Consider the following 26,973-nt stretch of genomic DNA (forward strand, 5'->3'; position numbering starts at 1 on the left):
CAACGAACTCGACGTCCACCGCGTTTGCTTTCTTTCCGCCTTGCCGCTTCGGCCCTCCCAGGCGGTCGCGCAATGGCCCAGGCTCAACGCTTGCAGCCCTGCCGATCTTCGCAAACTGGACAGCGAGGCGACCCTGCCTGAAGCGGCCTCCCGTTCGAAGGACTGCCCGCCCTGCTCGCCGTGGCCCCTGAGAGGTGCCAGCTACCAGTCGGCGCTTGCAGCTTCTATTTGCCACAGCCCTCGCCGCTCCCTTGCGGACGTGCAGATGTTCAAGACATCAGCGAAGTAGGTTCGCAGCCCTCACGATCGCTCACAGACGATTCGAGAGCGTCTTAGCTGTTCAACAGCGCCTTTTTGATCATCGGACGATAAGGCACGGACGATCACAGCAATTCCCTCCATCGAGGATTTCATGGCAACTTGCCATCAGTATCGACGCAGGCGTAGGTTGCTACTCGTAGCAAGCGCGCAAACAAGGGGAGGGGCTTGATGAAGGCCAGCGCCAAGAAATATGTGACGACCGGGGTGGCACTTGTGGGGGCAGGCGTCATCGCCGCTGGGCCGATCGCACCGGCACCAGCGAACACCGTCGCAGAAAGCCGATCGCACAACGTGGCTTTGATGGCCGCGAACACCAGCGAGATCCAACGTCAATTCGAAGCGCAACAGGCTTTGCTGGAGATATTCGCACCCGGTGCCGCGCTGGAGGACTTCATCGAGGGCACCCTCGCGGCGTTCAACCGGTCGGGTGCAGAAGGGGTCAGGGACTACAGGCCGGTCACCGGGTTCGACAGCGTGGGACGGATCGGACAGGGATTCGCCGCGTCCGCGCTGCGGATCGGGTCCACCGCGCTCGCCCCGCTCACCTTGATCGAGCTCGCGCAAGCGATCAGCGACGGCGGCGACGGCGGGGGCTTCGAAGCATTCGTGAAGAACATCGTCGACGCGCCGCTGTGGACGATCGACCCCGCGCTGTTCGCGTTGCGTGACGCGTTGCCGGCGCCGCTGGGAGGACCCGGCGGGCTCGTTATGACCGTCCGCGATCAGCTCTACAGGCTTACCCTCGAGATCAACGAGGGGCTGCAGGATCCGGGCGCGCTGGTGCAGCGCTTCGTCGAGGGGACCATCGAGGCGTTCGAGCGGCCCGGGCCCGTCGCATATGACGAGGTGGCCGGACCGATCGATGCGTTCTCTCGCGTCACCCAGGGTGCGATCGCGTCGACCCTGCGGCTGGCCGCCGCAGCCGTGCTCGGCCCGGTGGGCGTCGTGCAGGCGGTCGCCGCCGTCGCCCAGGGTGACACCGAAGCTGCACTCACTGCGGTGGAGAACATCGTCGACGGTCCGCTGTGGGTGGCCGACCCGGCGCTCTACGGACTTCGCGACGCCCTGCCGGCCCCGATCGGCGGCCCAGGCAATTTGGTCGAAAACTTCCGCAACGGATTGTGGAGCGCGACCGAGCGGATCAACGGCTCGATCCGCGACATCGTCGTACGCGACGAAGCCCCGGCAGAGCAGGAGGAGGCCCCCCTGCAGTCAGGCGACCAGTCGGTAGCCGGCGTTGCAGCAGAGGCGCCGAAGGTGTCGCCGCAGGATGAGCCGGTTGAGAACAAGACCGAACTCCGTGCGGAACAAGGCTCCGAACGGCTCTCCGAACAGCCGAAGCCCGCGAAGCAAGAGCGCAAGCCTCTCCGCGATCTCCTGCCCAAGAAGTTGCAGCCCAAGAAGCCCTCGGATCGCAACCTGCTGAGGCCGTCGGCGAACTTCTCTCCGGGCGCCCCTACCGGCACGCAGGCCCCGACGGGTGAAGGCGCGAAAGAGGTCGTGGACGTCGACGTTCCGAAGAAGAAGGAAACGACGGTTGCCACGCCGACCCGCTCCACGCAGGACAGCGAACCCGGCACCAAACCCGGTGACAACGGTGCCGGCGAACGTGGGGGCGACAACTCCGGCAACAACACGTAGTACTTCACTCACTCGACAGCCCCGGGGCACTGCGCGCCGGGGCTGTCGACCGTTTTCACTGAACCAACGGAAACGTCGGTCCCGCTCAATTACTTTGGCTGATGTGGAACCACCCCACAGCTACGTACGGGACACATCAGCGTCGGTGGTGCACCACGGGGACTACCTCAACCGCGATGCCCATAAGGCGCTCTGCGGTCTCGTGCTCACCAAGGTCACGACGCTCGACGACGTCGCGGGCGAAGGAGCGGTCTGCGCGGACTGCGAGGCGAAGTTGGCGCAGTACCACGCCGCATGGTGGCGCGAACGAGCCCTGACCGTCGAGGCTGAGCTCGAAGAGATCCGCATCAAGTACCGCCAACTGACCGGGCAGGCTGAGGAGGCGCACGAACCCAGCGCGGAAAGCGCGCAGACCACTGACAGCCCCGCGGCCGACGAGGAGCCGACGTCCCTGCTCGGCCGCGCACGAGTGGAGCTCCTGGCGCTCTGCAGTCAGTGCGACGGGGTCGTGCCCTACTGGCGGTTGAAAACCACCATGCAGGCGTTCAGCGACGAGCTCAGCACCGACGAGCGAGTCCAACTCGCCCAGGAGATCGGCGCCGACGGATCGCTGATCCGTTGGTGCACAACAGAAATCGGCAACCTCGGATGGCAGGTCACCAACAGCCCGGTCCAGGAGGAATCCGAGGCCATGTGGGACGCCTGGACCCACGATGCGTATCAGACACCCAAGAAGAACAAGTGGCGCCTGGGTCGGTCCCGGTCCCGGGACGCCAGTTGACGTCGGGTCCACAGGGCCACCCGCGACCGCTCTTCCTGCTGGCAGACAGTCAACTGCTGTTTTGGAAGCGACAGGAGCGGTCGCTGCTCGAGCCGGCGGTCGACGAGTCGGCTCGAGACGCACCCCCGAGTGCCGCCTACATCGGCGCATCGAACGGTGATCGTCCCGAGTTCTACGACATCTTCGAAGCGGCCATGGACGACGTCGGAATAGCCGACCTCCGCATGGTCGGCTCGTCGTTCGGCGCCGACGATCGCGCCTTTCTCGAGCGGGCCAGCGTGATCGTCCTCGCCGGCGGTGATGTGCGGATCGGCTGGAATGTCTTTCAGAGCACCGGCATGGCGGACGTGATCCGGGCTCGCTACGCGCATGGGGCTATCCTGGTCGGCATCTCCGCCGGTGCGATCCAGCTCGGCCGCTACGGAATCGTCGAGACATCCGAGTCGGCCGTGACAGAACTGCTCGACGTGTTCAAGTTCGTTCCGGCAATCGTCGACACGCACGACGAGCGCTCGGGCTGGGCGCGGCTGTCGGGAACCGTCCATTCGCTGCAGGGAGCCGCAACCGGGATCGGCATCCCCGCCGGTGGTGGGATCATCGTGCACCACGACGCCACCGTCGAGCCTCTGCGGCACCCTGCGCACGAATTCCGTTATGAGAAAACAGGTGTCGTGCACTCGCTGTTGTGCCCGGCCGAGGAGTGACCGCTACTTGAAGTAGGGATCGAGCAATGTCGACCAGGCTTGGTCGAGCTGCTCCCACTCTGCTGGACATCCCGACGCCCGCTCCTCGGGCAGCTGACCGCTTGAGACGAGGTCGGCGTTGGCCTTGGGATCCGACCCGTAGATCCAGCACTCCAGGTTGTACATACGGGTCTCGTCCAACGAGTGCTCGTCGGCGAAGTCGTCTGCGGTCAGCTCCGTGGCCTGCGCACCGGAGGCGCCGAACGCCCGCGCGAAATCCTTGACCGCCTGTACCGATTCGGGGTCGGCACGACCGTCTTCACCGGGCGCCAACAGCACGAAGGCAGCGAGCTGATCGGCCACGTCCTCCTCGCGCCCTGTCACGGGAAGGTCGTAGATGCTGATCGCCATGTGCCCGACCTCGTGGTAGAACGTCGCGTACTCGGAATTGAGCGCCGACGCCTTCGGATCGGGGTCACCGGCTTCGGTGAAGACTCGCTGCGCCCAGTCCACATCCTCATAGCAGAGGGTGATGGTGTTGTCGTCGGCGCTCCAATAGGCGTTGGGCTCGTCGCACTGCGAACCGCGCAACGAAATGTTGTGGGGCAACTTGAGCGTCTCGTTGATGTCATTGGCCAGGGCTTCGAGCAGTTGATCATTCTGCATGATGTTGCGCCCATTGGTCGCTTCGGGGGTGGTGGCCATGTCATAGAAGACGACCATCTCGCCGTCGGCGGGCGCGTTCGGGTCCGGTGGAGGGTCTGGGTTCTGCACAGCCGGGGCCCCCTGGGAGGTGGGCGATTTCGACGCGTCGTGTGTGTCCGCCGCCTCTCCTCCCGAGCTTCCGCATCCCGCCGCCAGCACTCCCGCGGCAACGAGAGTCAAAACTCGTGACGGCGTCGCCCAGCGCACGGGCTCTCGTGTTGGTTCGTGTGTGGTCAAGCGCGGTGTCCTTCCCGGGGGCCGCTCGGCGTGCGACGGTTGCGCCGATCGTATGACCGCAGTGCCGAGAATGGGGCCAGTCGACCGCAGCGGTGCCGGCTCACCGGTGAACTTTGCCGTTGCGGCAGTCGACTGGGCGACCGGAATTGCAGCCTTATGGCTAAAGAAGTGTCACGCGTGGCGCGACAGTGCTTCGGCGATCGGGACGTCGCCGTTGTTGAACTCGACCGTGCGCCCGACGGTGGTGTCATCTGCCAGGCAGGCAGCGGCCACCAGCGCGACGTCCTCACGGGAGACTTCGCCGCCGACCGCGTCGGGACCCACGGCGATCCGGCCGGTGGACGGCTCCAGCGTGAGGCGTCCCGGGCCCAGTATCGTCCAGCGCAGGCCGCTGGCACGCAGATGCGCATCGGCAGCAGCCTTCGCCTCGGCATAGTGAAAGAACGAATTGTCTTTCGGTACATCGTGATCGGAGCTTGCGCCGAAGTACGACACCATGATGAACCTGTCCGCCGCCGCACGTTCGGCGGCATCGATGATGCGGATGGCGGCATCGCGATCCACCGCATAGGTGCGAGTCGGGTTGCCGCCGCCGGCGCCGGCGGAGAACACCACGGCGTCATGTCCCTCGACGATTTCGGTGAGGGCGTCGACGTCCAGCGCCTCGATATCGCCCACCAGTGGCTGGGCCCCGGTCACCATCACCTCTTCTGAGTGATCCGGGTTGCGAAACACCGAGGTCACGTCGTCTCCGCGCTCACTGAGGATCCGGGACAGGTGCAGGGCCACCTTGCCGTGGCCACCAAAGATCAAGATGCGAGCCATACCTCCACGGTAGCCGCTCACGACATATTCCTTGACAGGAATACGTCATCGGTCCTAGCGTCGAACCCGTGCAGTCGACGGTCTTCGGAGCGCTTGCCGAGCCAAGCCGCCTGAAGATCGTCGAATTGTTGCGTGCTGGGCCGCTTTCGGTCGGCGAGATCGCCGAGGCACTCGAAATTCGCCAGCCGCAGGTCAGTAAGCACCTTCGGGTGTTGGGTGATTCGGGGATCGTCGCCGGCCAGCCCATGGCTCGGCGACGGATCTACCGCCTGGAGGCCGCACCGTTCGAGGAGATCGGTCGCTGGGCCGAATCGTTCGCGCAACTCTGGGAGACCCGCCTCGACTCGTTGGGCAGATATCTCGAGTCCATCACTGAAGGCACTGAGGACCGGGCCGACGACGACTGACCGCTACACCGCCTGACCGCCGATCGACACAAGGAGGATTCGCCATGCTGATGCAGATGTTCAAGAAGACCAAGAAGCTGAACCTCGAACGCTCGTACCGCGCTCCGATCGAAACCGTTTGGCAGGCTTGGACGGACCCCGACATGGTGCGGGAGTGGTGGGGTCCGGAGAAGACGTTCGTGCCGGAATGTGAGATCGAACTTGTGGTCGGCGGAAAGATCTACATCGTCATGGAGGCGGGCGAGGCGATGGGCAAGTATCAGGGCACCCTCTGGCCGATGAGAGGCACGTTCACCCGTATCGAGGAACGCGCGCGCCTGACGTATGACGCGCGATCGTGGACCGAGGGCGAGGAAGAGGGATCCACGATCGAGCACGTCAACGATGTCATCCTCAGCGAGAAAGACGGGATGACGGTCGTCGCGCTGAACGTCACGATCACCAACATCGGCGCGAAGGCCAAGATGGCCGCATTCGGCATGAAGTGGGGTTACAAGGCTCAGCTGGACAAGCTCGACAAGTACCTGTCACGAGGATGACAGCACCACCACGGCGTCCGTCTCACACCGCGAAGTGCGACTTGTAGATCTGGCCATGCACGCCAACGGTTCGGTCGACCACTTGGGAGACAACGAAATCGGATGCGGCCGAGAGGTAGGCGTAGGCTGTGGCGCGGTCCATCCCCTGGTCGTCCTGCAGAAAGTTCAGGGCGTTGACCACCGCCCGGCGCATCGCGATGTTCAGATCGCTGCTGCTGCCCCCGATTGCCCCGTCGGGATCGGACAGTCCTATTGGCACCCAGGCGGATTCGGTTTCGGCGAACGGATAATGGTATGCGACCGATGGCGCATCTCCTGATCCCGGCTTACAGACCGTCAAGCGGTAGGTACCGCGCAGAGAGCCCTCCATCGCGGTGAGCGCCACTTCTCCGTCCCCCATGGCCATGTGGGGATCGCCGGCGTAGAACAGGGCTCCCTCCGCGAAGACAGGAAGGTACAGCGTGGAGCCCTCGCCCAGCAGCCGGATGTCGATATTGCCGCCCCCGACGGTTGGGGGAATCGAATTCGCAGTCGGCGCAGTGATATCCCGGTCCTGGGAGAAGGCTACACCCATCAGTCCCATGAAGGGTGCCAGCGGGAACCGCACGCGCGCGTCACCGTAGGACATGACGCCGTGGCCGTCCTCCACGGCGGTGAAGGTGGAGACATTGCCGTATTCGACGGGGTTCGCGTTGGGCCTGCGATCGGTGGCCACGGGCGGCATCACTTCCTCGATACTGATGCCGTCCGGGGCGGATCCGTCGGCCTTGCGAGCGAGCGCACCCTTGCCGTGCCGACTCGAGACCACGCCATAGGGCACCCGTGGAATAGCCTGTAGCGTCTCGATTTTCAGGACATCCCCCGCCTGAGCACCTTCCACGAACACCGGGCCGGTCACCACATGCGGGCCGTCCTTGTCGAAGTTGCGCGGTGTGCGGTCGTATTCGGATGCGACGGCAATGGCGTCCTGCAGGACGTCGGATTCGCTGACGCCCTTACCGCCGAAGTACTCGACCGGATCGCGGCCCTGATCCTCGAGGATGCCCTCGTGCGAGACGGTGTCCACGGTGATCGTCTGCTCGGAACGCATCCGAATCACCGGCGTGGCATGCACTGTCGGCACATAGCCCCACAGCACCTGGTCGGGTATCGAACGCAGATAGTGGTCGCCGGCGATGTCACCGTGGTCGGGTTGGAGGATCTCGAAGCGTCCGGTCGTGGCGCCGGTCGCTGCGGGAGTCTCACCCGGCGCACAGGCGGCGGCGGCGCTGATGCCCGCTCCGGCGCCCACCGCTGCCACCGCGCGAACGAAATCGCGACGCCCGATCCCTCTGGTGAGGGTTTCGGCGGCGGCTTCGGCGAACGACTGGTTCATTTGCACAGACTCCCGGGTTGTCGGTCGCCCGAAGCTACCCAGGCGGTGTTGCGTCGATGTTGCCGTCAGGTTCGAAACCGTTGACGTCCAGACGCGGAGGCGGTTCGATCCCGACTCAGCCGAAATGAAACCACCCGATCGCGAACGGTCTAACGTCGCAGACATCGTGGGTGCAAGGAGGTGCCGGATGCGTGGTCAGCGTTTCATAGTCTCGGTGGCGGGCGTGGTGACTGCGGTGACCATCGGGGCGCCGGGCATCGCACAGGCCTCCCCTCCTCCCCCGAGCCCAGATCAGGCCAGCGCGGAATGGACGATCACCGACGGCTATCTCGTGAAGCAGATCGGATGCACGCCGGATACGCCGGGTGACCCGGTCTCGATCTCCTGGGATCCGCCGGGCTTCGCCCCGGCCGTCGGCGGGACAGGAATGATCCACGACGCCAATCCCGCCCTCGGCGGACAGTTCTCGGCCCACTGGATTCCTTCGCCCGGCTTCTGGGACGTCGAATACCAGTTCTGCTGAGTCGTGGGAGTACCAGACGTTGCCTGCTGGACCACCCCCTGCGCTCGGCGACTCGGCGTTTCTTCGGGTTTCAATCAGTACAGTTATGGGCAACCATTCGCCTGACGCGCGGACGCTCACCGTTCCATGAGTTCGATTTAGCTCAAACCGAACTCGCGGGAGGCGAAGCAATGCTTTCATAGGCAAATAACTGCAGCGGCGTCTGCACGACATAGGGGGTCTGCGGCATGCCACCGCCGGACGACGAGGAGCGTTCGATATCGGTCGTGGTGGTCGGCAATCAACGCGTCGTATACGCAGGCATCGAGTCGTGGTTGAGGCACAGCCACCCACGCACCGAGATCATCGGCCATTTCACCAGTCCAGCGGAGTTCACTGCGGCATACCAGACCGCCGCGCCCGGGCTGGTGGTGTTGTTCGACCTGCCCTGCGACGGCGGCGGTCCGGACCTCGATGCGCTACGCCAGGTCTGCGGTGCAGGCCACCGCGTCGTCGTCTACACCTGTTCGGTCAACGACGACGTCGTCTCCGCCACCCTCGATGCGGGGGCGATCAGCTGCATCGCCAAACATGAACCCGAACACGTGCTGGCAGCGGCCATTGATGCCGCCCACACCGATCGGCCGCACGTGGTCACGAGGACGGCTCCGACCTTGCACAGCGGCCGGCAGAAGGCACGGCCGGAGCTGACGCACCGAGAGCAGCAGGTGCTCATCGCCTGGTTTCAGACGGAGAACAAGAATGCGGTCGCCGAGCGGTTGTACATCGAGCCCTCCACGGTCGCGACCCACCTGCAAAGGGTCAGGGCGAAGTATGCGGCAGTCGGCCGGCCCGCGCCGACCAAGGCGGCTCTTGTTGCTCGAGCGATCCAGGACAAGATCCTCAGCGTCGACGATCTGTGAGTCCGCCCGGTCGTCATCTGAACAGATGAACTAATAACTTTTGCCGCCGGGACCATAACGGTTGCGTTAATAATTCTCAATCCGCGCGCGCGGCGATATGCCGGCAAATTGTGCGCGGTCATCCGAGGCAGCTATGGAAGGCACGAGCATGAGAAAGATGATCGCCGCGGGAGCGCTGGCAGTGGGAGGGTTCCTCACCCTCGGCGTCGGCGTCGCACACGCTGACGAGGTTCAGGTGGAGGGTGGCTATTCAACGCTCGAGGCCTGCAATGTCGACGGCCCCAATGTCGAGATCGCCCAGGGTGACGCCAACTACGGGCACTGGGATTGCCGCCAGGGCGGCGACGGCCTCTGGTACGTCTGGCTGAGCAGCTGATGATTTGCCAGGCCAACACAACCACGGAGGTGGCGGACCGCTCGTGAATTCGGCAAGGGTGGCGTTACGGGTCGGGGCCGTTGCCTTCTCGCTCGGCGTAGCGGGATTCGTCGGCACCTGCGGCATGGGGACGGCGATCGCCGACGACGGAGGGCAGTCGTCCTCCAGTTCATCGTCGAGCTCGTCATCCGGGTCTTCGAGTTCATCAGGGTCGACGAGCTCGTCATCCGGATCGACGGGCAGCACGTCATCGGGGTCGACTGGTACATCGGAGTCTTCGTCGGCGACTAAGGACGGAGCTTCGGAGTCGACGGGCAGTCCCTCGACGTCGACCGTCTCGGGGACAAAGGCCAGGACATCTGTCGGTTCGGGACGCTCGACGACAAAGCCCACCGCAGATGCATCCGAGACACGCTCCACGAAGAGGTCGACAGCCGAGCGGCAGTCCGCGGACTCATCGGCGAAGCAGTCAAGACCCGAGTCGGCCAAAGAGTCGGACGCAGCTGAGGCCGCGTCGACGCCGGCTACATCACCTGTCGGTGAGGTCGACACCAGTGCGCCTGTGTTGGTTGACACGTCGGCTCCGCCGGTTGATCCGATCGTTGAGGCCCCAATCGAGCGCGAGCAAACAAAGAATCGATCCGACCGTGTGGGCACCGCCTCCTCGGTCACCGCGTTCAAGCCCACCACGACCACCCTCGGAGCCACGGGCGCGAGCCGGCCCGACACCACCGTCAGCGCTCGATCCCTGGCACACGTAACCGATTCCGGCCCAGCCGATGTCACAGCATCAGCCCAAACCATCGGTGTCGAGGCCGCCCCCGAAGCCAGCACGCTGGTGATCGAGGCCGAACTGGTGCCGTCGGATGGATCCGGTGCCGACAATCACAGCACCGTGGTGACCCAGGCACCCGACTCCGGACCCTCGACAGCGTCGACCGGCATCGTGTCGGGCCTACTGTCAGCAGTCGGTGTCGGCTCACCACTGTCCACAGTCGACGGCCCGGTGCAGCCACTGCCGGGGGTGATCCTGGTGGGCTCGCTGGACTTGATGCGCCGCGATCTGGAGCGGATGAACGATGACCAATTGGTCATCGACACCGAGCAGGTCACCAACACCCTGACCGCCGAAGTCCCCCCGGAGGAATTGGTTCCCGTCGCGACGACGACGACCGATTCGGACACCGAAACTGACCCGGAACATCCGTCGTGGTCGGTACCCGATGAGCTGACCGTGGAACCCACCGCGCACGAACGGGCCGTGGCGTTCTACAAAGCCCAAGCCGAGCGCACAGAGGCATTCGCCGTTGCTCAAGAGGAGCGCACGGGAGCGTTCAACGAGCAGATCGGCGCGATAGTCGCTCAAAACACGCTGGGAGCGATCGTCGCGACCGCGGCCCATGTTGTTACCGAGATCGCCTACGTCGGCGTACACGTAGTGACCGAAGTCCTCCACTACGCCGTGTACGCAGTCACCGAACTCATCCACGGGATCACCGACTGGTTCAGAGCCCCGGCGGTCTTCACCGGCATGTACGGCGACCCCGAAACGAATGCGCAGTATTGGCAGAAGCAGTCGGCCGAGAACTGCGTCTTGATGGCCTCGGCCGCGGTCGTCGGCCAACTCACCGGAACCATGCCGACGGAAGTGGACATCGCCCGCGTAGCAGGCGAAACCCCAAGTGTGGTCAACCCGGAACGGGCTATGTACTTGGGCCTGCACACTGAAGATCGTGTTCACATCAAAGATGCCATCGCGCTACTGGACACCAAGTACGGCATCACGGCCACCCTCACCTCTTACGAGAAGACGGAGGGCAACCTGGCACTGAGAGCGTTGGCGTTCGCGCTGGAGGACCCGAAGAAGGCCGTGATGGTCGGCGTTCAGGGCGCAACCGTCTGGAATGCTGTCGAAGGTGAACCGCTGCCCGGCATCGAATCCGCGGATCATCAGGTGGCCGTCACCGGAATCGACTTCGACGAAAGAGTCGTCTACCTCAGTGACAGCGCATTCCCCGATCAAGGGAGGAAACTGAAGGTTCCGCTGGACGCCTTCATGAGGGCATGGCAGACGGACGACTACGAGACGGTCATCGCGCAGCTCAAACAGCCGAACACGACGGCGTCCGAACCCGGTTCCCCCCGGATTTCCAGTCCCGACTCCGGGGTGCTTCTAGAAGTGGCGTAGCGGCGTTACCAGCGATAGTCGAGGAACTTTCCGTCGAACGTGACCACCACGCGGTCTCCGTCGGGATCCTCACGGCGCCGGACGTCGACCTTGAAGTTGATCGCGCTCATGATGCCGTCACCGAACTCCTCGTGGATAAGTTCCTTGATCGCGGGTCCGTATACGGCGAGCGCCTCCTGGAACCGATAGATGGTCGGATCGGACAGTAGCTCCGGGTCGATACCGCGGGCGGGTTGGAGCTGCAGGCTCTCGCCCACCGCGGCGTCGAGATCGAGCAGGGCGCAAACCCGTTCGGCCTGCGGTTGCGTCATCGGATGTTGACCGAGCAGCGCGGCGACACACCACACTCGCGGCGCATCCAAAGCTTCAGCGATCTCGGTCCAGCTCACGTTCTTTCGGGTCTTGGCGGCGACCACCAGTGCCGCTGCGTCGGACTTGGTCATGATCGGGTTCATGCGCTGACCTTATTCGCCTCGAGGCCGCCGGTGCGCGTTCATCGGCGTCCGGCGGGCTTCGGACGGTGCAGAGCTGGGTAATACCGTTGCGATGATGAGTTCGCAACGACCCAGGGTTTTGATCATCGGCGGCGGATTCGGTGGCTTGTTCTGCGCGCGTCGATTGGCCAAAGCGGATGTCGACATCACCCTGCTCGACCGCTCCGCCGACCACCTGTTCCAACCGCTGCTCTACCAGTGCGCGACCGGCAAGCTGAGCATCGGCCACATCAGCCGTCCGTTGCGCGAGGAGTTCGCCCGATACGACAACATCAAGCCCCTGTTGGGCGAGGCGATCGCACTGGACCCGTCCGCGCGCACCGTCACCGCACTACGGCCCGACGAGACGACGTTCGTCGTCGAGTACGACGTTCTTATCCTGGCGGCGGGTATGCGGCAGTCGTATATGGGCAATGAGGAGTTCGCGCACTGGGCGCCGGGTATGAAAACGCTCGATGACGCGCTGGAGATCAGGCAGCGCATCCTCACCGCGTTCGAGATTGCCGAGACCCTGCCGCCCGGTTCGGAGCGTAGCGACTGGCTCACCTTTGCCGTCGCCGGAGGCGGTCCGACCGGAGTGGAACTGGCCGGTCAGATCCGGGAGATGGCGACCCGCACCCTGGCCAACGAATTCCACAGCATCCAGCCGCAAGAGGCTCGGGTGCTGCTGTTCGACGGCGGTCAGCGAGTCCTGAAGAAGTTCGCGCCCGACCTGTCGGTGAAAGCCACCGAGACCTTGGCGGAGCTCGGCGTCGAGATGCACTTCGGTGTGCACGTGACCGACGTCCGGCGCGACGGCGTCACCGTCACCCCGAAGAACGGCGGGCCCGACAGGCAATTCTCGACGCGCACGGTGCTGTGGACCGCAGGCGTCGAAGCCGTCCCGTTCGCCCGTCATGTAGCCGAAACCCTCGGAGCGCCAACCGATCGCGCCGGCCGCATACGGGTCGAGCCGGACCTGAGCGTTGCGGGGCACCCCGAGATCTTCGTCGTCGGCGATCTCGCCGGCCGTGACAAGCTGCCTGGCGTCGCCGAGAACGCGATGCAGGGCGGCCTGCACGCGGCGGCCTGTATCCGCCGTGATCTCGCCGGGCGACCGCGCCGCCCGTACCGCTACCGCGATTTGGGATCGGCGGCCTACATCAGTCATGGCAACGCGCTGCTTCAAGTGGGGCGCATCCGGGTGTCGGGATACCTCGGCTGGGTGGCGTGGGGCCTGATTCACATCGCGTTCCTCACCGGTGTGCGCAACCGCATCAGCACGGTTGCCACCTGGTTGGCCTCGATCGCACGTGCCGGCCGCTATCACCGGGCCTTCATGCTGGGCGCAGCGGATCGTCCCGAACAGCGCTACACGTACTCGACGTGGGACCTTCCAGAACCTGCACCGCCGCATTACCGCGCTTACCGTTCATGACCGTCGGCGTGGACGACGGGTGAGTGAACTGTCGACGTCCTTCCGGGGGTGTGACGGCAGCGTGGCAGAGGAACTGCGCGTCTGCCGCGGTTGCGATTAGCATCCACCAACGTGGGTGGCGAACCTCCGGTCCCCGTGCCGCGGACGCATCGGGTCGCGCAGAGGTTGTCCCGATTGAACGTCGCACAGATCAGACGGACCGCGCTTCTGCTGATTCTCGTGGCCACCGCCGCGTTCGGCGGTCTCGAGACCGTCGACAAGCAAGTCACCCCCTTCAAGGTCGCCGAGGAGTTCAGCGACGGCCAGTTCACGATCACGGTCGAGCGGGCAAGGTTCGTCCGCGAACTCAAGGGTGGGTTGGCCACCATCGGCGCTGCCGAACCCGGCAAGGTCTACCTGGGCGTCGTGGCGACCGTCGAAAACACCGGCACCGTGCCGGGAGGCCTCCGCGATCTCCTCGACCTACAGGGTCTGCCCGGCAAGGAGATCTTCGGGACCTTCCGCTTGCGCGACGGTTCTGCGATTCAGAGTCTCGGCCCCGGGCTCACCGAACAGTTGGCGTTCACTTGGCAGGTCCCGGAATCCAGCGCACATTCGGTTCAGGAGGTGACGATCCGGGTGTGGAAGAAGACTTTCACGCAGCTGATGGTCACCTACGGCGGCAAGGAATGGATCGACACCGATAACTACGGTCAGGTCGTCGTTCCGGTCCAGGGGCTGCCGTGAATCCGCGCACGCGCCGGGCGCTGACGGTGATCGCGACAGTCGTTGTGATCGCGGCGGCCGCGGTGGTGTGGCAGAACCTGCCGACACCGCCGGACATCACCGGACCGTTCGACGTGTACGGCGAGGCGGGACAGCGTGCCGCCGGCCGCGACGTCGCGGCTACCGTCACCGATGTCCGTATCTCTTCGCAAGTGGATTCGGTTGCACCCGCGGGCGTTTGGGTGGTTGTCGACGCCACTCTGGAGGCACCGGTCACCACCGAACTACCCCGCAGTGACCTGATCGTCGGGCCGAACACGTACACACCCACCGATCAGTTTTTCCTCAAAACCCTCCGGGGGAACGTGAGGCCCGGTATCGCGCAACGCGGGTCGTGGGTGTTCGACGTCGCGCCGGCCCTGGTCGAGCCCGGCTCATCCGCACCGATTACGCTGCGGGTGTGGACGGGTTACGACGAGCAACTGGACTCGCGTCTTGTCATCGACGTTCCGCTCGCAGACGCCCGCCGAGTACAGACCGTGAGACTCGAGGCTCCCGTGGAACGTGCCTCATGAGATGGCTGTCGGCGCTGTGGGTGCGAAACCTGATCGGTGCCGCCGTCATGGTGGCGGCACTCGGCGTCATCATCGCGACCACACTGGGTGATCAGTGGACCACCTACCGCGACACGGTCGTTCCGGACGTTGTGGTCACGAAGGGTGAGTCCGGCGACGCCAGCGGATACACCTGGGAGGTCGACTCGGTAAGGCACTTGAACCGCAAGCCTTCCCGGTTCGGGCCGCAGTTACCCGAAGGCGCGGTGGTGACGGTGGTTACGGTGGACATGTCGGGCCCGGCACGCGCGAACCCCGAAACGTGCAGCGCTGTCATCACCGACGGTCAGCGTCGGTGGGCATCGGAGAAGGCGGGCGGTTTGGGGCCGATCCCGCCCGATGGTGTGGGGGTCAGGTGCGAGAAGCCCGGCCCGGTGCAGTTCTCGTTCGTGCTGCCGCAGGACGCGGTGCCCGACGCGCTGGATGTCACGAGCGCTGACGGTCGGATTCTGGCGCGGATGATGCTGTAGGTTCCTGCTTTTCGAGTTGCTCAAGGCAGTACGCCACCGTGGACGCGATCAGGCAGATGCGAAGGGGCTCGATGATCAGGTGCGAGCCGAGCGCGATCGTTTCGGCGAAGCCGTACCAGAAGGGCAGCGGATGCGGACCGAGAAGCCATGCCACGAACCGGAATAGGTAGCCATTGCCCATCTCAGGCCGATAGAAAGACCCCGACATGTCGAGCCACGCCAAGCCGAGATAGCCCAACACGTACAGCGACAGGGCGAACACCCCCCCGTAAAGAATGAGCCGCGCCGAATCGACGATGGTGCTGTAATTGCCCAGCTTGGAGAGCAGCCAGGAGCGCACCTTTTGGCCCAGCGTCTCGGGCACGTCCCAACCGCGCTCTTTGAGCATCTTGCGCCGCTCTGCCGCGCTGTTGATCACCCGGTCGGCGCGACTGCCCACAACGCGGCGAGCGGCGCGGCGCCAGTCGGGCATGGATACGCCGTAGACGATCCCGGCGACGGCGAGCCAGAGAAGCGGGATCGTGGCTCCACCGAATGCCGTCCGCAGCACCGCCATCAGGCCGTCCCACAGGGCTTCCAGCGGTGCGAAGTGGGAAAACAGTGCGGCCCGCGTCTCGTTGAACCACACCACGATTCGCCGTTCCGAGATCCAGCCCATCGGGTTGATGAGGAAGCCGACGCCCTCGCTGGCAGCGAAGCTCAACGTAAGGAAGACCCACAGCGCGTCGACGTAGACGCGGACGGCGATCATCCACCCCGGCAGCTTGTCCTTGAGCTTGCTGAGCACGTAACGCACGACCAGCGCCGAGATGATGATCACCCACGTGGTGGTGCCGACGGGCAGTTGATCGGGATGAAGCTCGGTGGGCTCGGTGGATGTCAACGCTTCGGTGACCGAGTCGGCGATGCGATAGTCGAGGGCCACCGTCTCGAACTCGATCCAGTCCTCTGCGAACAGCTTCCACGCCAGATAGATAGCGAAGAACGGCACGATGATGTTGGCGAACACGTCGACGCTGCGCGCGGATCGCCGCGGCAGCGCCGCCAGCGCGGGGATGGCCGAGCGCAGCACGAAGAACATCGCGACGTATGAACCGAGCCGCGCCATCCCCGCGAACGGCATGATCAGAGCGGCCCACACGTCGTTGTCCCAACCGGCCCAGGCCGCCAGCTCGATGGCGCCGCGGCGACCCAGCCAACCCAGCAGGTACAGCGCCGCCAATTGAGGGAAATAGCGCCACCACAGGTCGAACGGCCGCAACACGGAGCGCACCGCCACATCCTAGGGCGGCGACGGCAGGAGCGACGGGCTGACAAGCTGATCCACTCGCCACCATCGCATTTGGCACGGTCGTGCGTCGGCTCAGCACTGAAAGACGATCCGGCCAGACCCCTTGACTGTGATGTCGCTCACAGTAATATGACCAGTGGTCATCGCTGGGAGGTGTGGATGCCAACTGTGACATGGGCTCGGGTCGACCCGAGCCGGCGCGCCGCTGTGATCGAAGCGGCGGAGGCGGAGTTCGGGGCGCACGGCTACTCCCAGGGCAGCCTGAACGTCATCGCACGCCGCGCGGGTGTCGCGAAGGGAAGCCTGTTCCAGTACTTCGCCGACAAGCGCGACCTCTACGCCTACATCGCAGATCTAGGCAGCCAGCGGGTGCGCTCGTATATCGAAGATCGAATCCGGGAGCTCGACCCGAGCCGGCCCTTCTTCGAGTTCCTCACCGATCTGCTCGACACCTGGGTGGCCTATTTCGCCGAGCACCCGCAGGACCGTGCCCTGCATGCCGCATCGAACTTCGAAATCGACGCAGACGCACGAGTTTCCGTGCACACAGTCATCCATCGCCACTACCTGGAGGTTCTGCGGCCGCTGGTACGCGATGCGCATGCGCGCGGAGACCTGCGTCCCGATTGCGACACCGACGCGCTGTTGTCGTTGCTGCTGATGATCTTCCCCCACATGGCGCTGGCGCCCTACGTGCGCGGCATGGATCCGGTTCTCGGGCTCGACGATCCCACTCCCGATCAGCCGGCACTCGCGGTGCGCAGGCTCGTATCCGTCCTGGCCGAAGCGTTCTCCAGCCGCAGCCCGGCCCGAACAATGACCAAGGAGGTCCAACAATGACACGCAGGAACTCAGCGTCACTCGACGCCGGTGGCCTCAACTGGGACAGCCTCCCGTTGAAGCTCTTCGCAGGGGGCAACGCGAAGTTCTGGAATCCCGCCGATATCGACTTCTCCCGCGACCGGGAGGACTGGGAGTCCCTGACCGAACTCGAGCGCGATTACGCCGCACGACTGTGTGCGCAGTTCATCGCCGGCGAAGAAGCCGTCACCCAGGATATCCAGCCGTTCATGGCCGCGATGCGGGCCGAAGGCCGTTTGGGCGACGAGATGTATCTGACCCAGTTCGCGTTCGAGGAAGCCAAGCACACCCAGGTGTTCCGGATGTGGTTGGACGCCGTCGGGCTGACCGACGACCTCCACCATTACCTCGATGAGCTTCCGTCGTACCGGCGAATCTTTTATGACGAACTGCCGTGCTCGCTGGAGATGTTGAACGCCGACCCGTCCCCCGCCGCGCAGGTTCGCGCATCGGCGACCTACAACCACGTCATAGAAGGCATGATGGCGTTGACGGGATACTATGCGTGGCACCGTATTTGCGTGGACCGCGGCATCCTGCCCGGCATGCAGGAGTTGGTGCGGCGCATCGGCGACGACGAGCGGCGCCACATGGCGTGGGGCACATTCACCTGTCGACGCCACGTCGCCGCCGATGACTCGAACTGGACGGTGTTCGAGGAGCGGATGAATGAGCTCATTCCACTGGTGCTGCAGAACGCCGATGACGGGTCGACTCTCTACGACGAGATTCCGTTCGGATTGGAAGCCGGCGAGATGAAGCAGTATGCAAGCGACAAGGGAATGCGGCGATTCGGCACCATCAGCAGTGCCCGGGGCCGCCCGGTCGGTGAGATCGACCTGGACTACTCGCCGCTGACGCTGGAGGACACCTTCGCCGACGAGGACGAGAAGGCGTTGGGCGCCTCGGCGTAGCCGTAGTGATCGCTCCTCACTGACGCGTCATGAAGTACTGCACGCTGTGGTACACCTCGCGCAGCAGCATCGGAATTCGCGTGTGAAGGGTTTTGTAGCGGCTGCTGGGCGTGGGCGACGGATGCGCGTCGAGACCCATGTCGGTGGCGATACGGGTGGCACGGCGCATGTGTAGCGGATCGCTGACGATGAGCACCCGGTTGATTTCATGCTCGGCGAGCAGCGGCTGGGCGTAGACGAAATTCTGCCTGGTGGTGCGCGACCTGTTCTCGATGAGCAAGCGGTCCGCCGGCACCCCGGCCTTGATCAGCCAGTCGCGCCCTGCCTGGGATTCGGAGAGCGTGTCCCCCTGTCCTACACCGCCTGTCAGGACCACCCAATCAATCTGTCCCGACTCGTATAAGGCGGCCGCGTGCCGCAGTCGCTCCTCGAGCACCGGCGACGGCTTATCGCCATCGACGGCTGCGCCGAGGACGATCGCCGCATCCGCCGGCGCCGGGTCCGACCGTCCGCTGAATGCGCTGATATCGACGGCCAGGCTGAGGACACCTGCGAGAAGCAGCGCCGGAGCGATTGCGATTCGTCCGATACTCCTGACGAGTCGCCTGCGTCGGATCGACCCGGCTGACCGCACCCGGCCACGATACTGGCGGTCGTCCGCGCGGAGCCCGACAATCGGCGAACAACGCGGACGGCCGTGCGCCCGATCATGCGGCGTGTTCAATGCCGCCCGCCCGTGCCATCGTCGGTCATCGGTGCAACGATGCGAGGGTGATACTCGGACGTGCCGCATGCGTGGTGGCTGCAGTCACCGTCGCCGCGGCCGCGCGGCACTGGCATACCGGGTGGGGTGCCACCGGAGCCGAGAAGGGCGAGCGGCTCCCTGGAGACGAATATCCGGTGTCGCGCTTCGGGATGCGCGCGACGCGCGCCGTGACGGTCGATGCCTCCCCCGAACAGGTATGGCCGTGGATCGTCCAGTTGGGGTTCGGCAAGGCCGGCTGGTACTCCTATGACCTTCTGGACAATCTCGGCCGGCCGAGCGCTCGCAGTGTGCTGCCGCAGTGGCAGCAGGTCGCTGTGGGCGATGCGGCGGCGCCGATGAATCCGTTGCAGGCAGTGGATGATTCGCCGTGGCGCGTCGCACAGGTCGCTGTGCCGCATGTGCTGGTGTGGCGGCATGTGAACGCCGGAACGTGGGCGTGGATCCTTCGCCCGCTACCTTCCGGTGGCACACGGCTCGTCACGAGGCTGCGAATCTCGTACGCCAATCCTGGCGGGCTGGCTTTCGCCCCGATCCTCGAACTCGCCGACTTCCCCATGTACCGCAAGATGCTGCTCGGCATCCGCGAGCGCGCTGAAAATCGCCGCTGAGGACGATACGTCCTTGCATCACAGCGTATCTGAGCCACCATTCAGGGAAGCAACTCTGACAACGATAGGCGTCATAGGCCGCGTCGGTCCGGCGCGGAGGCGTGATTGCGGCTTACGCTTGCAGCTTGTGAGGTTGGAGTCCAGCACACTGGCCGCGTTTCTCACCGGCACCATCATGACGACCCTCTTGCTGGCCGCCCAAGGCGGTGGCAACCCCCTGCAGGAAATCGCATGGATTCTCCTCGGTGTGGCGTTGAGCCTGCTGACCCGGGCGTACGGGTTGCATGTCTCGAGCCACGAGGAGGCCGGAGGCGCACAGTACATTGCCGCCTTTCTGCGAAATGTCGCCAGTGGGTGGCCCGTCGTCGCGGCAGCCCTGCCCACTTTGGCCGTGCTGCTGCTCGCTGCAGCCTTTGACTGGCCCGACGATTGGGAGCATCCCGACGGTGGAGTCACCATCGGTTACACCACGGTCGCGCTCAACCTCAACGTGGTGTTGCTCTTCTTCTGGGGCGTGATAGCGGCTCGCCAGGCCAGGCTTGCCCGAGCATGGACGGTGGTCATCGGCCTTCTGAATGCGGGAATGGGCTGGCTCGTCGTCGCCGTCAACCTCGCGCTGAACTGACGGTCGATGGTGGACCGTGTCGCAGCGGAGCCCTTGGCGAGTTCGGCATATTTCTATGACCGGCGCTCGGTTCGTGTGTCAAGATTTCTGCCGTGACGTGGGCGGGACCGTTTCCACCAGTTGACGGTTGGGCGCTCACCGCGCGTCCAGTGCGCCGGGTGGGGTTTGTGCTAACGCTCATCGTGGTCGTGGTTTGCGCCGCGTGCGGCAACTCGAGCGCACCGCCCGCTGGCGCCCCGTCGCCGACAACGCCGACAACGGTGGAACACCCGCCTGCGCAATTCGTGGCCGGGCCTTGCCCCGAAACACCGCAACCGGTGCCCGAGTTGGAAGGTGCCCGGTGCGGGGAGTTGGTGGTGCCCGAGGACCGTACCAAGGCCGGCGGGCGCACGCTGCGTTTGGCGGTGGCGATCATTCCGTCGGAGACGCAGCCACCCTCACCGGATCCGATTGTGTTCCTCACTGGGGGTCCCGGCGGCGACGCGGTCGCGGATCCGCCGATTCCGAACGATGTGGGCATCAACCGCAACCGGGATCTGATCCTGTTGTCCCAGCGGGGGACTCACTCGTCGAAGCCGGCGCTGACCTGCCCGGAGATCGACCAGTTCTACGCGCGCCGGGTCGGGCTGGTCTATGACGCGGCCTCCACCGGCGATCAGTATGTGCAGGCGGCCCGGGCGTGCCGCGACCGCCTGGCCCCGGAGGCCGACTTTGCGGCGTTCAACTCCACCGAAAGCGCATATGACCTTGCGGACCTGCGGACAGCGTTGGGTGTCGACCAGTGGAATGTGTTTTCGCATTCGTATGGCACGGATCTCGCGCTGATCTACATGCGGCACGACGCCGACGGGATCAGGTCGGTGACCCTCGACGGGGTGGCACCACCCTCGGCCGCCACCCCCGGGTGGACGTGGAGCAGCGCCAAAGAGGCGTTCGACAACATGACCAATGCATGCGTGGCACAGCCCGCATGTCAGGCGCGCTATCCCGACCTCGCCGAGTCGTTCATCAGACTGGTCAATCAGCTCGAAGAGCGGCCAGTCACCACCACGGTCGCCGTCCCGTCGGTCGGCGACACCAAAGTCGTCCTCGACGGGGGCGCGCTACTGAACTGGTTCGTCCCGCTGGCCACCCACTTCCCAGAGGAGTTCCCGGCCGCGATTGACGAACTGGCTCGAAACAATCCCAGGCGGATCGCCGAGCTGTACGCCGAAGTGTGGGCCAATCCCGAGCGGGTCGGGACCATGGGCTGGGGCCTGACCTTGAGCGTGTGGTGCCGTGAATGGGTCCCGTTCGAATCGGTCGAGGATCAACTCGACAAAGCAAAGCAGGCCTTTCCGGAGTTTCCCGAGTCGGTTCGCGCCCAAGCGCCGCAACTGCCTTTCCTGCGCGACGCCTGTGCAGCCTGGGATGTGCCCAAGGCGCCCGATGAGATCCGGTCGGTCACCGAGAGCGCGATCCCGACGCTCGTTCTGTCGGGGAGTTACGACGGACAGACCGGACCCCAATGGGGTGAGTATGTGGCGCAACATCTCTCGCAATCCCACGTCGTGACGGTGCCCGGCGTCGCTCATGGCGTGTACACGAATGACTGCGGGGCGAAGGTGATTGCCTCCTTCTACGACAATCCGGGGCGACCGGACACGAGTTGTGTCGGCGCGACACAACCACCGCCGTACGAGATCATCCCGCCACCATGACCGCGGCGTCGGATGTCGCGGGGATTTCGCGTCGCGGCCTGCTGGGAGGAGCCGTCGCCGGGGCCGCTGCGCTGGCCCTGTCCGCATGTTCGTCGAACCCTTCGCCGGAACCCACGACGACATCCGCGTCCGACGTGGCAACGGGGTTCGACGAACTCGACGCCAAGATCGAAGAGGGCATGAAGGCCTATGCGATACCGGGGGTGGCAGTCGGCGTCCTGGCGGGCGGCCAGGAGTACATAAAGGGCTACGGTGTCACCAATGTCGACCATCCGGTACCGGTCGACGGCGATACGGTGTTCCGCATCGGTTCCACCACGAAGACTTTCACCGGTACGACGCTGATGCGGCTGGTGGATCAGGGCAAAGTGGACCTCGATGCTCCGGTCCGCCGCTATCTTCCTGACTTCGCGGTGGCGGACCCGTCAGCCAGCGCCGCTGTCACCGTGCGTCAGCTTCTCAACCACACAGCGGGCTGGCTGGGCGACGATCTGCAGGACTTCGGCCGTGGTGATGACGCGCTGTCGCGTTATGTCGCGTCGATGACCCGGTTGCCGCAACTGACACCGCCGGGTGCCGTATTCGCCTACAACAATGCAGGATTGGTCGTGGCGGGGCGGATCATCGAGGTCGTCACCGGGTCCACCTATGAGGCGGCGGTACAGAATCTGCTGCTCGATCCGCTCGAGCTACAGCACACCCGGTACTTCTCGGACCAGATCATCGGCTTCAATATCGCCGTATCCCACAACGTGGTTGACGGTAAACCCGTTGTCGACACCGGGTTCTGGGGGTTCCCGCGCAGCTGCAACCCGACCGGCTCGTTGATCTCCAGCGTGCGCGATCAGTTGCGCTACGCGCGGTTTCATCTCGGTGACGGTACCGCTCCCAACGGCACTCGGCTGCTGAGCCAACAAGCACTTGTGGCGATGCGCTCCAACCCCGGTGCCGGCGGCACGCTGCAGGTCGAGCTCACCGGGATGGGGGTGACATGGATGCTGCGCCCCTCGGCCGAGAACGAGACGATCGTGCAGCACGGCGGCACCTGGCAAGGCCAAAGGTCGGGCTTCTTCATGGTGCCAAGCCGAAACTTCGCGATGACCTTGCTCACCAACTCCGAGGGCGGAGCGCAGCTCACGACCGACCTGTTCGCCGATGATTGGGCGCAGCGCCGGTTTGCGGGGATCACCAATACGCCAGCGGAACCGCAAACTTTGAGCGCGGCGGACCTCGCGCCCTACGAAGGGCGATACGTGACGGAGCAGATCACCGAATCCGGCAGCCTCGAAAAGGTTGTCATCGAGTTCGAGGGCAGGTATGGCCGGCTGCACGGCACCATGAGCGACCTGGCCGATCCCAGCACCCACCCCGATGAAGATGCCGATACCAGCGCACATCTGGGGTTCGCCTTCTACCGGCCGGACTATGGACTCGACCTGGGTCCAGACGGTCAACCCCTCGGCACCCGTTCCAATTTCATCCGCGACCCGAACGGAAACGTCGCCTGGTTGCGCATGCACGGCCGCCTTTACCGACGGCAATGATCTGACGAATAGCGTTCTGCGCGCGCCGCTTACCGCTGGTTGCCGCTTCAGTGTTCTGAAGCGGCCATCGAGTCCTGTTCGTCAAACCCGTCGGGTGTGCTCGAGACCAGCAGCCAGATCAGCGTCGCCAACCCGGTGAAGACACCTTGGACGGCCAAGAGGAAGGCGATGTACTCGTGCCAACGCGACAGCACGTCGCCGCACCCGTGACCGTCCCACGGCAACGTCGACAGGGCCCCAACGAGGCCGGCGGCCAGCACCGTTGCGGTGGCCGCGGTGGCGGCACGCTGTCCGGCATCGGCCAGGGTGCGGCGAAAGTAGTTGTACTCCACACCGATGGCGAGGAGTAGGACAGGAATGACCGCGACGACCTGTTCGAAGAAGGCGGCGTTGATCGCGCCCTCGCAGAGCTGTGAGAGCACCGACATCTGTTCGGCGGCCGGGAGCGTCTCGAGTGCGGCTTCGAGCCTGGGATTGACTGTCCGGTCGGTGTCGACATCGAAAAGGTCCACGTAGGCGCTTGCGGCCAAGTAGCAGAGCCAGGCTCCGGCGACGAGGGGCACGATGGCGCGGACCCGGGCCCAGTCCGTCGGCGCCGCAATTCGACGCCGGCTGTTGAACAACGTGAGCGGGTCGGCGTTCAGCGACGCCGCGATGGTCAGGCCCAAGGCGGCGGCATAGATGGTGGCCGTCAGCACGTCAACAGGCAGCGAACCGACCGCGACGAGGCGCAGGAGATCGACGGCGATCAAGGTTGCCACGCCGGCCCACCACCAGCGCCACAGCCGCGGCGCGTCGCCGTCCGTGCTAGTCACCACGCGTTTCAGCGCGCCGACCACACCCAGCACGACGGCGTCGACGATGATCACCAGGACCCGCCAGCGGTTCTGACCGGCGTCGGTTTCAAAGACCCCCGAGACCAGCTGCTCGCTGTAGGAGAACGCGAACAGCATCAGGAATACGATGCCGAAGATAGCGCGATCTGCCTGTCGGACAACGGGTTTAACCATCATCAAGACCCACGAGGCGGCGGTCTGGATCGCTCACCAAGAGGACCCACACCAGCGTCGCCAGACCCGTGCCGAGACCTTGCACCGACACCACAAACGCCAGAAACTCATGCCAGTACCCCCACACTTGACCGCACCCGATCCCAGCGAACGGCAGCGTGGACAACGCCAGCACAAGGCCGATGGACACCACGGTCACGGTCGCCGCTGCCGCCGCCCGCTGCACCGGTTCGGCCAGAGCCCGTCGGAAGAAGTTGAACTCCACGCCGAGGGTGAGCAGAAGCAGCGGGATCACGGCGACCACTTGGTAGAAGAACGCCGGGCTCACCGCTCCCTCGCACAAGGTCGCCATGGCGCCGAGGTGCTTCGGCAACGGCATCGCGTGGACCTCGGCGGCCAGCTCGGGGTCGAGAGCCCGTTGAGTATCGAGGTCGAAGAAGTCGTTGAAAGCCGTGGCGGCCAGGTAGCACACGAAGGCGCCCACGACGAGCGGAACGACCGCCCGTACCCGCATCCAGTCGGTCGGTGCCGCCGCCCGTCGTGTACCGCTGAGGATCGTCATTGGATCGGCGTTGAGCGATAACGCCATTACGAGTCCCATCAGGATGGCCATGGCGACCGAAAAGGTCAGGTGGAGCCACAACGGATGGTCCTCGGGGAGCAGGCACAACAAGACGTCGAGTCCGAGCACGGCGCCGACCGCCACCCACCAGGGACGCCACAGCCGGGAAACCCCGCCGTCGGCTGCGGTGATGCCACGCTTGAGCAGGCCCACGACGGCGAGCACGGCGGCGTCGAGTCCGACCAGCCCGATCAGCCAGCCGAGCATGTTTTCCTGGTCGATCGCCTCGAGCACGGCGGCGACGACTTCTTCGCTGTAGGAGAAGACGAACAGCAGGAGGAAGACCACGGCCAGCACGGAGCGACCGCTGCGATGTCGAGCCAGCGTCGAGCCATGATCGGCGTCGGCTTGGACGCTCACCGTAGGCTCCGGAACACGGGACCCCCCACGCGGCGAATAAGTACGCCCACGTTAATACCCGAGCGGCGGTCCCGGCGGGACATCTCGCGACCTAGCCCCGCTGCTGACGTCCAAGTGCGGCTCGCCGCCGGGAGCAGTGGCGGTGAGCGCCAGCAGCGCCGTTGCGGGACGGCGGCCTCAAGGGTTTGTGTCAATCGGCTGCTCACGGGTCACCTACGCGAATCCAGCCAGTCGGGCAATGACCAGGGCGCCTCGAACTCGAACCGACACGGGGCGCGGTGGTCTGCTGTTACACCATCTTCGCGACGTCGAATACCATTGTGCCGTTTGCCTTTCCATCAACGGACCGCAACGGGAGGAAGTACGCCTTGAAGGCGTCGCGCGCCGAGTAGAGCGGGCAGGTGAACGCCGTCGCGAGGGTGTCGCACATGAATGCCTGCCGCCTCGGGGTCTGATCTGTAAACGGAGTAAGGGCAGGTGTTCCACTGGGAACACCTGCCCTTACCCGCTCAACTCATTTGCTTGTCGCGCACTTCACTCGTCAATCACCTCGTAGCAGGCTGGTCCGCAGTTGGGGTCGTAGTCGGGAGGGTTGGGGTAAATGCTGCCGGAGGGGTAGACCATGCCGATTTCGTTCGGATTCGACGTGGAGTCCGGAGTCGGATGAGCGGTCTGCGGAGCGTCGGCGGCCGGTGGTACGAGCTTGACGCCGGGAATCAGGTGGGCGTGGACAACGTCGTCACCCGTCGGCGCGGCCGCGTCGGCGTGCGGCGCGGACGACTCGGCGGCCGGGGCGGACGACTCAGCGTGCGGCGCCGACGACTCAGCCGCCGGTGGTACGAGCTTCACGCCGGGAATCAGGTGGGCGTGGACTACGTCGTCACCCGTCGGCGCGGCCGCGTCGGCGTGCGGCGCCGACGACTCCGCGTGCGGGGCCGTGGACTCCGCGTGCGGGGCCGACGACTCCGCTTGGGGCGCGGAGACCTCGGCATGCGGCGCTGACACCTCGGCATGCGGGGCCGACGACTCCACGTGCGGCGCGGAGACCGAGCCGGCGTGATCCTCGGAGGATGACGTGGAGTGCGCCGCCCCGGAGTCATGGGCGGGTGCCGCGGACGCGATGCCGGCCATGCCGAGGCCAGCTAGCCCTAGGGCCCCCGCGATGGCGGCAGCGACGGCGAGCTTCTTGACCGCGCCCAAGGTGGCGACGGTTCCTGCGTGCTTGGCGAACGGGGTGTTGGTCATCGACTTTTCCTTTCGTGGAGCCACGGTCTTCGTGGTTGAAAAAGAGAATCGGGCGTCGACCTCAAGGGATTCTCAAAGCCTCCACTCGTGCGTCACGACAGCGCGAAATACAGCGTTCGGTCCGTCACCTGGAAAGGCGACCAACCCCCGCGGGTCGGCATTCAACGCGACGCCCCCGAACACTGGCCTCCACTTCGGCATCACCGGAGTCCTTGTCTCTCCCG

At 65.0% G+C, this 26,973-nt stretch carries 29 protein-coding genes; 18 read left to right on the forward strand and 11 right to left on the reverse strand.

Annotated features, from left to right (window positions below):
• Positions 1 to 489 precede the first annotated feature (489 nt).
• The 3 genes from CEX87_RS23210 to CEX87_RS23220 all read left to right on the forward strand — a co-directional run bounded on the left by CEX87_RS23210 (position 490) and on the right by CEX87_RS23220 (position 3,447).
• On the forward strand, positions 490 to 1,962 hold the full coding sequence (locus CEX87_RS23210; RefSeq protein ID WP_064426958.1) for a hypothetical protein: 1,473 nt from the start codon (positions 490 to 492) through the stop codon (positions 1,960 to 1,962).
• Between the two features lie 103 nt (positions 1,963 to 2,065).
• A complete protein-coding gene (locus CEX87_RS23215) occupies positions 2,066 to 2,743 on the forward strand; it encodes a hypothetical protein (protein WP_233151490.1) in 678 nt (225 codons plus the stop codon).
• Entirely contained in the window at positions 2,740 to 3,447 is a 708-nt protein-coding gene (locus CEX87_RS23220) for a Type 1 glutamine amidotransferase-like domain-containing protein (RefSeq protein WP_064426960.1), read from the forward strand. The genes CEX87_RS23215 and CEX87_RS23220 overlap by 4 nt, the downstream gene beginning before the upstream one ends.
• A gap of 3 nt (positions 3,448 to 3,450) precedes the next feature.
• Here the strand turns inward: CEX87_RS23220 and CEX87_RS23225 are convergent, their stop codons facing one another.
• Both CEX87_RS23225 and CEX87_RS23230 read right to left on the reverse strand, forming a co-directional pair.
• Positions 3,451 to 4,338 carry a DUF4344 domain-containing metallopeptidase gene (locus tag CEX87_RS23225; RefSeq protein ID WP_082694057.1) on the reverse strand — a complete coding sequence of 296 codons (888 nt, stop codon included), beginning with the start codon at positions 4,336 to 4,338 and terminating at the stop codon, positions 3,451 to 3,453.
• A 201-nt stretch (positions 4,339 to 4,539) separates the two neighbouring features.
• Entirely contained in the window at positions 4,540 to 5,193 is a 654-nt protein-coding gene (locus CEX87_RS23230; RefSeq protein WP_064426962.1) for an NAD(P)H-binding protein, read from the reverse strand.
• A 68-nt stretch (positions 5,194 to 5,261) separates the two neighbouring features.
• Between CEX87_RS23230 and CEX87_RS23235 the strand changes: the two genes are divergently transcribed.
• Both CEX87_RS23235 and CEX87_RS23240 read left to right on the forward strand, forming a co-directional pair.
• A complete protein-coding gene (locus CEX87_RS23235) occupies positions 5,262 to 5,600 on the forward strand; it encodes an ArsR/SmtB family transcription factor (RefSeq protein ID WP_094289275.1) in 339 nt (112 codons plus the stop codon).
• Between the two features lie 44 nt (positions 5,601 to 5,644).
• The gene (locus CEX87_RS23240; RefSeq protein ID WP_094289277.1) at positions 5,645 to 6,139 is read left to right on the forward strand and encodes an SRPBCC family protein; all 495 of its coding nucleotides are present in this window, start codon (positions 5,645 to 5,647) and stop codon (positions 6,137 to 6,139) included.
• A 22-nt stretch (positions 6,140 to 6,161) separates the two neighbouring features.
• Here CEX87_RS23240 and CEX87_RS23245 read toward each other — a convergent pair whose 3' ends face one another.
• On the reverse strand, positions 6,162 to 7,514 hold the full coding sequence (locus CEX87_RS23245) for an acetamidase/formamidase family protein (RefSeq protein WP_094289279.1): 1,353 nt from the start codon (positions 7,512 to 7,514) through the stop codon (positions 6,162 to 6,164).
• 187 nt (positions 7,515 to 7,701) lie between these two features.
• Between CEX87_RS23245 and CEX87_RS23250 the strand changes: the two genes are divergently transcribed.
• Together CEX87_RS23250 and CEX87_RS23255 are read left to right on the forward strand one after the other, a co-directional pair.
• The gene (locus CEX87_RS23250; RefSeq protein ID WP_094289281.1) at positions 7,702 to 8,037 is read left to right on the forward strand and encodes a hypothetical protein; all 336 of its coding nucleotides are present in this window, start codon (positions 7,702 to 7,704) and stop codon (positions 8,035 to 8,037) included.
• A gap of 227 nt (positions 8,038 to 8,264) precedes the next feature.
• Complete coding sequence (locus CEX87_RS23255) at positions 8,265 to 8,939, forward strand: LuxR C-terminal-related transcriptional regulator (protein ID WP_064420078.1); 675 nt, start codon at positions 8,265 to 8,267, stop codon at positions 8,937 to 8,939.
• A gap of 250 nt (positions 8,940 to 9,189) precedes the next feature.
• Here the strand turns inward: CEX87_RS23255 and CEX87_RS27275 are convergent, their stop codons facing one another.
• The gene (locus CEX87_RS27275) at positions 9,190 to 9,891 is read right to left on the reverse strand and encodes a hypothetical protein (protein WP_158220789.1); all 702 of its coding nucleotides are present in this window, start codon (positions 9,889 to 9,891) and stop codon (positions 9,190 to 9,192) included.
• Positions 9,892 to 9,964: 73 nt separating this feature from the next.
• Between CEX87_RS27275 and CEX87_RS23265 the strand changes: the two genes are divergently transcribed.
• The gene (locus CEX87_RS23265; protein WP_142301121.1) at positions 9,965 to 11,503 is read left to right on the forward strand and encodes a hypothetical protein; all 1,539 of its coding nucleotides are present in this window, start codon (positions 9,965 to 9,967) and stop codon (positions 11,501 to 11,503) included.
• 5 nt (positions 11,504 to 11,508) lie between these two features.
• Here the strand turns inward: CEX87_RS23265 and cynS are convergent, their stop codons facing one another.
• Positions 11,509 to 11,958, reverse strand: coding sequence for a cyanase (cynS, locus tag CEX87_RS23270; RefSeq protein ID WP_094289285.1), 450 nt, complete (start codon positions 11,956 to 11,958; stop codon positions 11,509 to 11,511).
• 94 nt (positions 11,959 to 12,052) lie between these two features.
• Between cynS and CEX87_RS23275 the strand changes: the two genes are divergently transcribed.
• The 4 genes from CEX87_RS23275 to CEX87_RS23290 all read left to right on the forward strand — a co-directional run bounded on the left by CEX87_RS23275 (position 12,053) and on the right by CEX87_RS23290 (position 15,203).
• Positions 12,053 to 13,414 (forward strand): NAD(P)/FAD-dependent oxidoreductase, encoded by a 1,362-nt coding sequence (locus CEX87_RS23275; protein ID WP_094289317.1) that lies wholly within the window; start codon positions 12,053 to 12,055, stop codon positions 13,412 to 13,414.
• Positions 13,415 to 13,525: 111 nt separating this feature from the next.
• Positions 13,526 to 14,140 (forward strand): hypothetical protein, encoded by a 615-nt coding sequence (locus CEX87_RS23280; protein ID WP_094289287.1) that lies wholly within the window; start codon positions 13,526 to 13,528, stop codon positions 14,138 to 14,140.
• The gene (locus CEX87_RS23285; RefSeq protein ID WP_094289289.1) at positions 14,137 to 14,694 is read left to right on the forward strand and encodes a hypothetical protein; all 558 of its coding nucleotides are present in this window, start codon (positions 14,137 to 14,139) and stop codon (positions 14,692 to 14,694) included. The genes CEX87_RS23280 and CEX87_RS23285 overlap by 4 nt, the downstream gene beginning before the upstream one ends.
• On the forward strand, positions 14,691 to 15,203 hold the full coding sequence (locus tag CEX87_RS23290) for a hypothetical protein (protein WP_198957288.1): 513 nt from the start codon (positions 14,691 to 14,693) through the stop codon (positions 15,201 to 15,203). Before CEX87_RS23285 ends, CEX87_RS23290 begins: the two co-directional genes overlap by 4 nt.
• Here CEX87_RS23290 and CEX87_RS23295 read toward each other — a convergent pair.
• The gene (locus CEX87_RS23295) at positions 15,160 to 16,476 is read right to left on the reverse strand and encodes a hypothetical protein (RefSeq protein WP_094289319.1); all 1,317 of its coding nucleotides are present in this window, start codon (positions 16,474 to 16,476) and stop codon (positions 15,160 to 15,162) included. The genes CEX87_RS23290 and CEX87_RS23295 overlap by 44 nt on opposite strands.
• A gap of 177 nt (positions 16,477 to 16,653) precedes the next feature.
• Here CEX87_RS23295 and CEX87_RS23300 point away from each other — a divergent pair, with 177 nt between their 5' ends.
• Both CEX87_RS23300 and CEX87_RS23305 read left to right on the forward strand, forming a co-directional pair.
• Positions 16,654 to 17,334: a TetR/AcrR family transcriptional regulator gene (locus CEX87_RS23300; RefSeq protein ID WP_094289323.1), complete on the forward strand. Its 681-nt coding sequence runs from the start codon at positions 16,654 to 16,656 to the stop codon at positions 17,332 to 17,334.
• Positions 17,331 to 18,269 (forward strand): R2-like ligand-binding oxidase, encoded by a 939-nt coding sequence (locus CEX87_RS23305; protein WP_094289291.1) that lies wholly within the window; start codon positions 17,331 to 17,333, stop codon positions 18,267 to 18,269. The genes CEX87_RS23300 and CEX87_RS23305 overlap by 4 nt, the downstream gene beginning before the upstream one ends.
• 16 nt (positions 18,270 to 18,285) lie before the next feature.
• On the opposite strand, the gene CEX87_RS23310 is transcribed toward CEX87_RS23305, so the two are convergent.
• Positions 18,286 to 18,903, reverse strand: a complete 618-nt coding sequence (locus CEX87_RS23310) for a YdcF family protein (protein ID WP_233151492.1) — start codon at positions 18,901 to 18,903, stop codon at positions 18,286 to 18,288.
• 137 nt (positions 18,904 to 19,040) lie between these two features.
• Between CEX87_RS23310 and CEX87_RS23315 the strand changes: the two genes are divergently transcribed.
• The 4 genes from CEX87_RS23315 to CEX87_RS23330 all read left to right on the forward strand — a co-directional run bounded on the left by CEX87_RS23315 (position 19,041) and on the right by CEX87_RS23330 (position 23,512).
• Positions 19,041 to 19,643, forward strand: coding sequence for a hypothetical protein (locus CEX87_RS23315; RefSeq protein ID WP_094289295.1), 603 nt, complete (start codon positions 19,041 to 19,043; stop codon positions 19,641 to 19,643).
• A 127-nt stretch (positions 19,644 to 19,770) separates the two neighbouring features.
• Positions 19,771 to 20,268 (forward strand): hypothetical protein, encoded by a 498-nt coding sequence (locus CEX87_RS23320; protein ID WP_064394912.1) that lies wholly within the window; start codon positions 19,771 to 19,773, stop codon positions 20,266 to 20,268.
• Between the two features lie 317 nt (positions 20,269 to 20,585).
• Entirely contained in the window at positions 20,586 to 21,968 is a 1,383-nt protein-coding gene (locus CEX87_RS23325; RefSeq protein ID WP_233151493.1) for an alpha/beta hydrolase, read from the forward strand.
• Complete coding sequence (locus tag CEX87_RS23330; protein WP_094289297.1) at positions 21,965 to 23,512, forward strand: serine hydrolase domain-containing protein; 1,548 nt, start codon at positions 21,965 to 21,967, stop codon at positions 23,510 to 23,512. Before CEX87_RS23325 ends, CEX87_RS23330 begins: the two co-directional genes overlap by 4 nt.
• Positions 23,513 to 23,559: 47 nt before the next feature.
• Here CEX87_RS23330 and CEX87_RS23335 read toward each other — a convergent pair whose 3' ends face one another.
• From CEX87_RS23335 to CEX87_RS23345, 4 genes are all read right to left on the reverse strand, one after another.
• Positions 23,560 to 24,465 (reverse strand): hypothetical protein, encoded by a 906-nt coding sequence (locus CEX87_RS23335; RefSeq protein WP_332888976.1) that lies wholly within the window; start codon positions 24,463 to 24,465, stop codon positions 23,560 to 23,562.
• Between the two features lie 49 nt (positions 24,466 to 24,514).
• A complete protein-coding gene (locus tag CEX87_RS23340) occupies positions 24,515 to 25,504 on the reverse strand; it encodes a hypothetical protein (protein ID WP_233151494.1) in 990 nt (329 codons plus the stop codon).
• A gap of 289 nt (positions 25,505 to 25,793) precedes the next feature.
• Positions 25,794 to 25,934, reverse strand: coding sequence for a hypothetical protein (locus tag CEX87_RS27280; RefSeq protein WP_158220790.1), 141 nt, complete (start codon positions 25,932 to 25,934; stop codon positions 25,794 to 25,796).
• Positions 25,935 to 26,038: 104 nt separating this feature from the next.
• Positions 26,039 to 26,749: a hypothetical protein gene (locus tag CEX87_RS23345; RefSeq protein WP_142301122.1), complete on the reverse strand. Its 711-nt coding sequence runs from the start codon at positions 26,747 to 26,749 to the stop codon at positions 26,039 to 26,041.
• Positions 26,750 to 26,973: the final 224 nt, after the last annotated feature.

Origin of the sequence: Mycobacterium lehmannii, assembly GCF_002245535.1 — a bacterium.
GTDB lineage: Bacteria > Actinomycetota > Actinomycetes > Mycobacteriales > Mycobacteriaceae > Mycobacterium > Mycobacterium lehmannii.

Bases quoted from the DNA above. Each gene is read 5' to 3' on its own strand.
- CEX87_RS23210 (WP_064426958.1), top strand. From the start codon at position 490: ATGAAGGCCAGCGCCAAGAAATATGTGACGACCGGGGTGGCACTTGTG.
- CEX87_RS23230 (WP_064426962.1), bottom strand. From the start codon at position 5,193: ATGGCTCGCATCTTGATCTTTGGTGGCCACGGCAAGGTGGCCCTGCAC.
- CEX87_RS23240 (WP_094289277.1), top strand. From the start codon at position 5,645: ATGCTGATGCAGATGTTCAAGAAGACCAAGAAGCTGAACCTCGAACGC.
- CEX87_RS23245 (WP_094289279.1), bottom strand. From the start codon at position 7,514: ATGAACCAGTCGTTCGCCGAAGCCGCCGCCGAAACCCTCACCAGAGGG.
- CEX87_RS23250 (WP_094289281.1), top strand. From the start codon at position 7,702: ATGCGTGGTCAGCGTTTCATAGTCTCGGTGGCGGGCGTGGTGACTGCG.
- CEX87_RS23255 (WP_064420078.1), top strand. From the start codon at position 8,265: ATGCCACCGCCGGACGACGAGGAGCGTTCGATATCGGTCGTGGTGGTC.
- cynS (WP_094289285.1), bottom strand. From the start codon at position 11,958: ATGAACCCGATCATGACCAAGTCCGACGCAGCGGCACTGGTGGTCGCC.
- CEX87_RS23275 (WP_094289317.1), top strand. From the start codon at position 12,053: ATGAGTTCGCAACGACCCAGGGTTTTGATCATCGGCGGCGGATTCGGT.
- CEX87_RS23290 (WP_198957288.1), top strand. From the start codon at position 14,691: ATGAGATGGCTGTCGGCGCTGTGGGTGCGAAACCTGATCGGTGCCGCC.
- CEX87_RS23300 (WP_094289323.1), top strand. From the start codon at position 16,654: ATGCCAACTGTGACATGGGCTCGGGTCGACCCGAGCCGGCGCGCCGCT.
- CEX87_RS23305 (WP_094289291.1), top strand. From the start codon at position 17,331: ATGACACGCAGGAACTCAGCGTCACTCGACGCCGGTGGCCTCAACTGG.
- CEX87_RS23330 (WP_094289297.1), top strand. From the start codon at position 21,965: ATGACCGCGGCGTCGGATGTCGCGGGGATTTCGCGTCGCGGCCTGCTG.
- CEX87_RS23335 (WP_332888976.1), bottom strand. From the start codon at position 24,465: ATGCTGTTCGCGTTCTCCTACAGCGAGCAGCTGGTCTCGGGGGTCTTT.
- CEX87_RS27280 (WP_158220790.1), bottom strand. From the start codon at position 25,934: ATGTGCGACACCCTCGCGACGGCGTTCACCTGCCCGCTCTACTCGGCG.
- CEX87_RS23345 (WP_142301122.1), bottom strand. From the start codon at position 26,749: ATGACCAACACCCCGTTCGCCAAGCACGCAGGAACCGTCGCCACCTTG.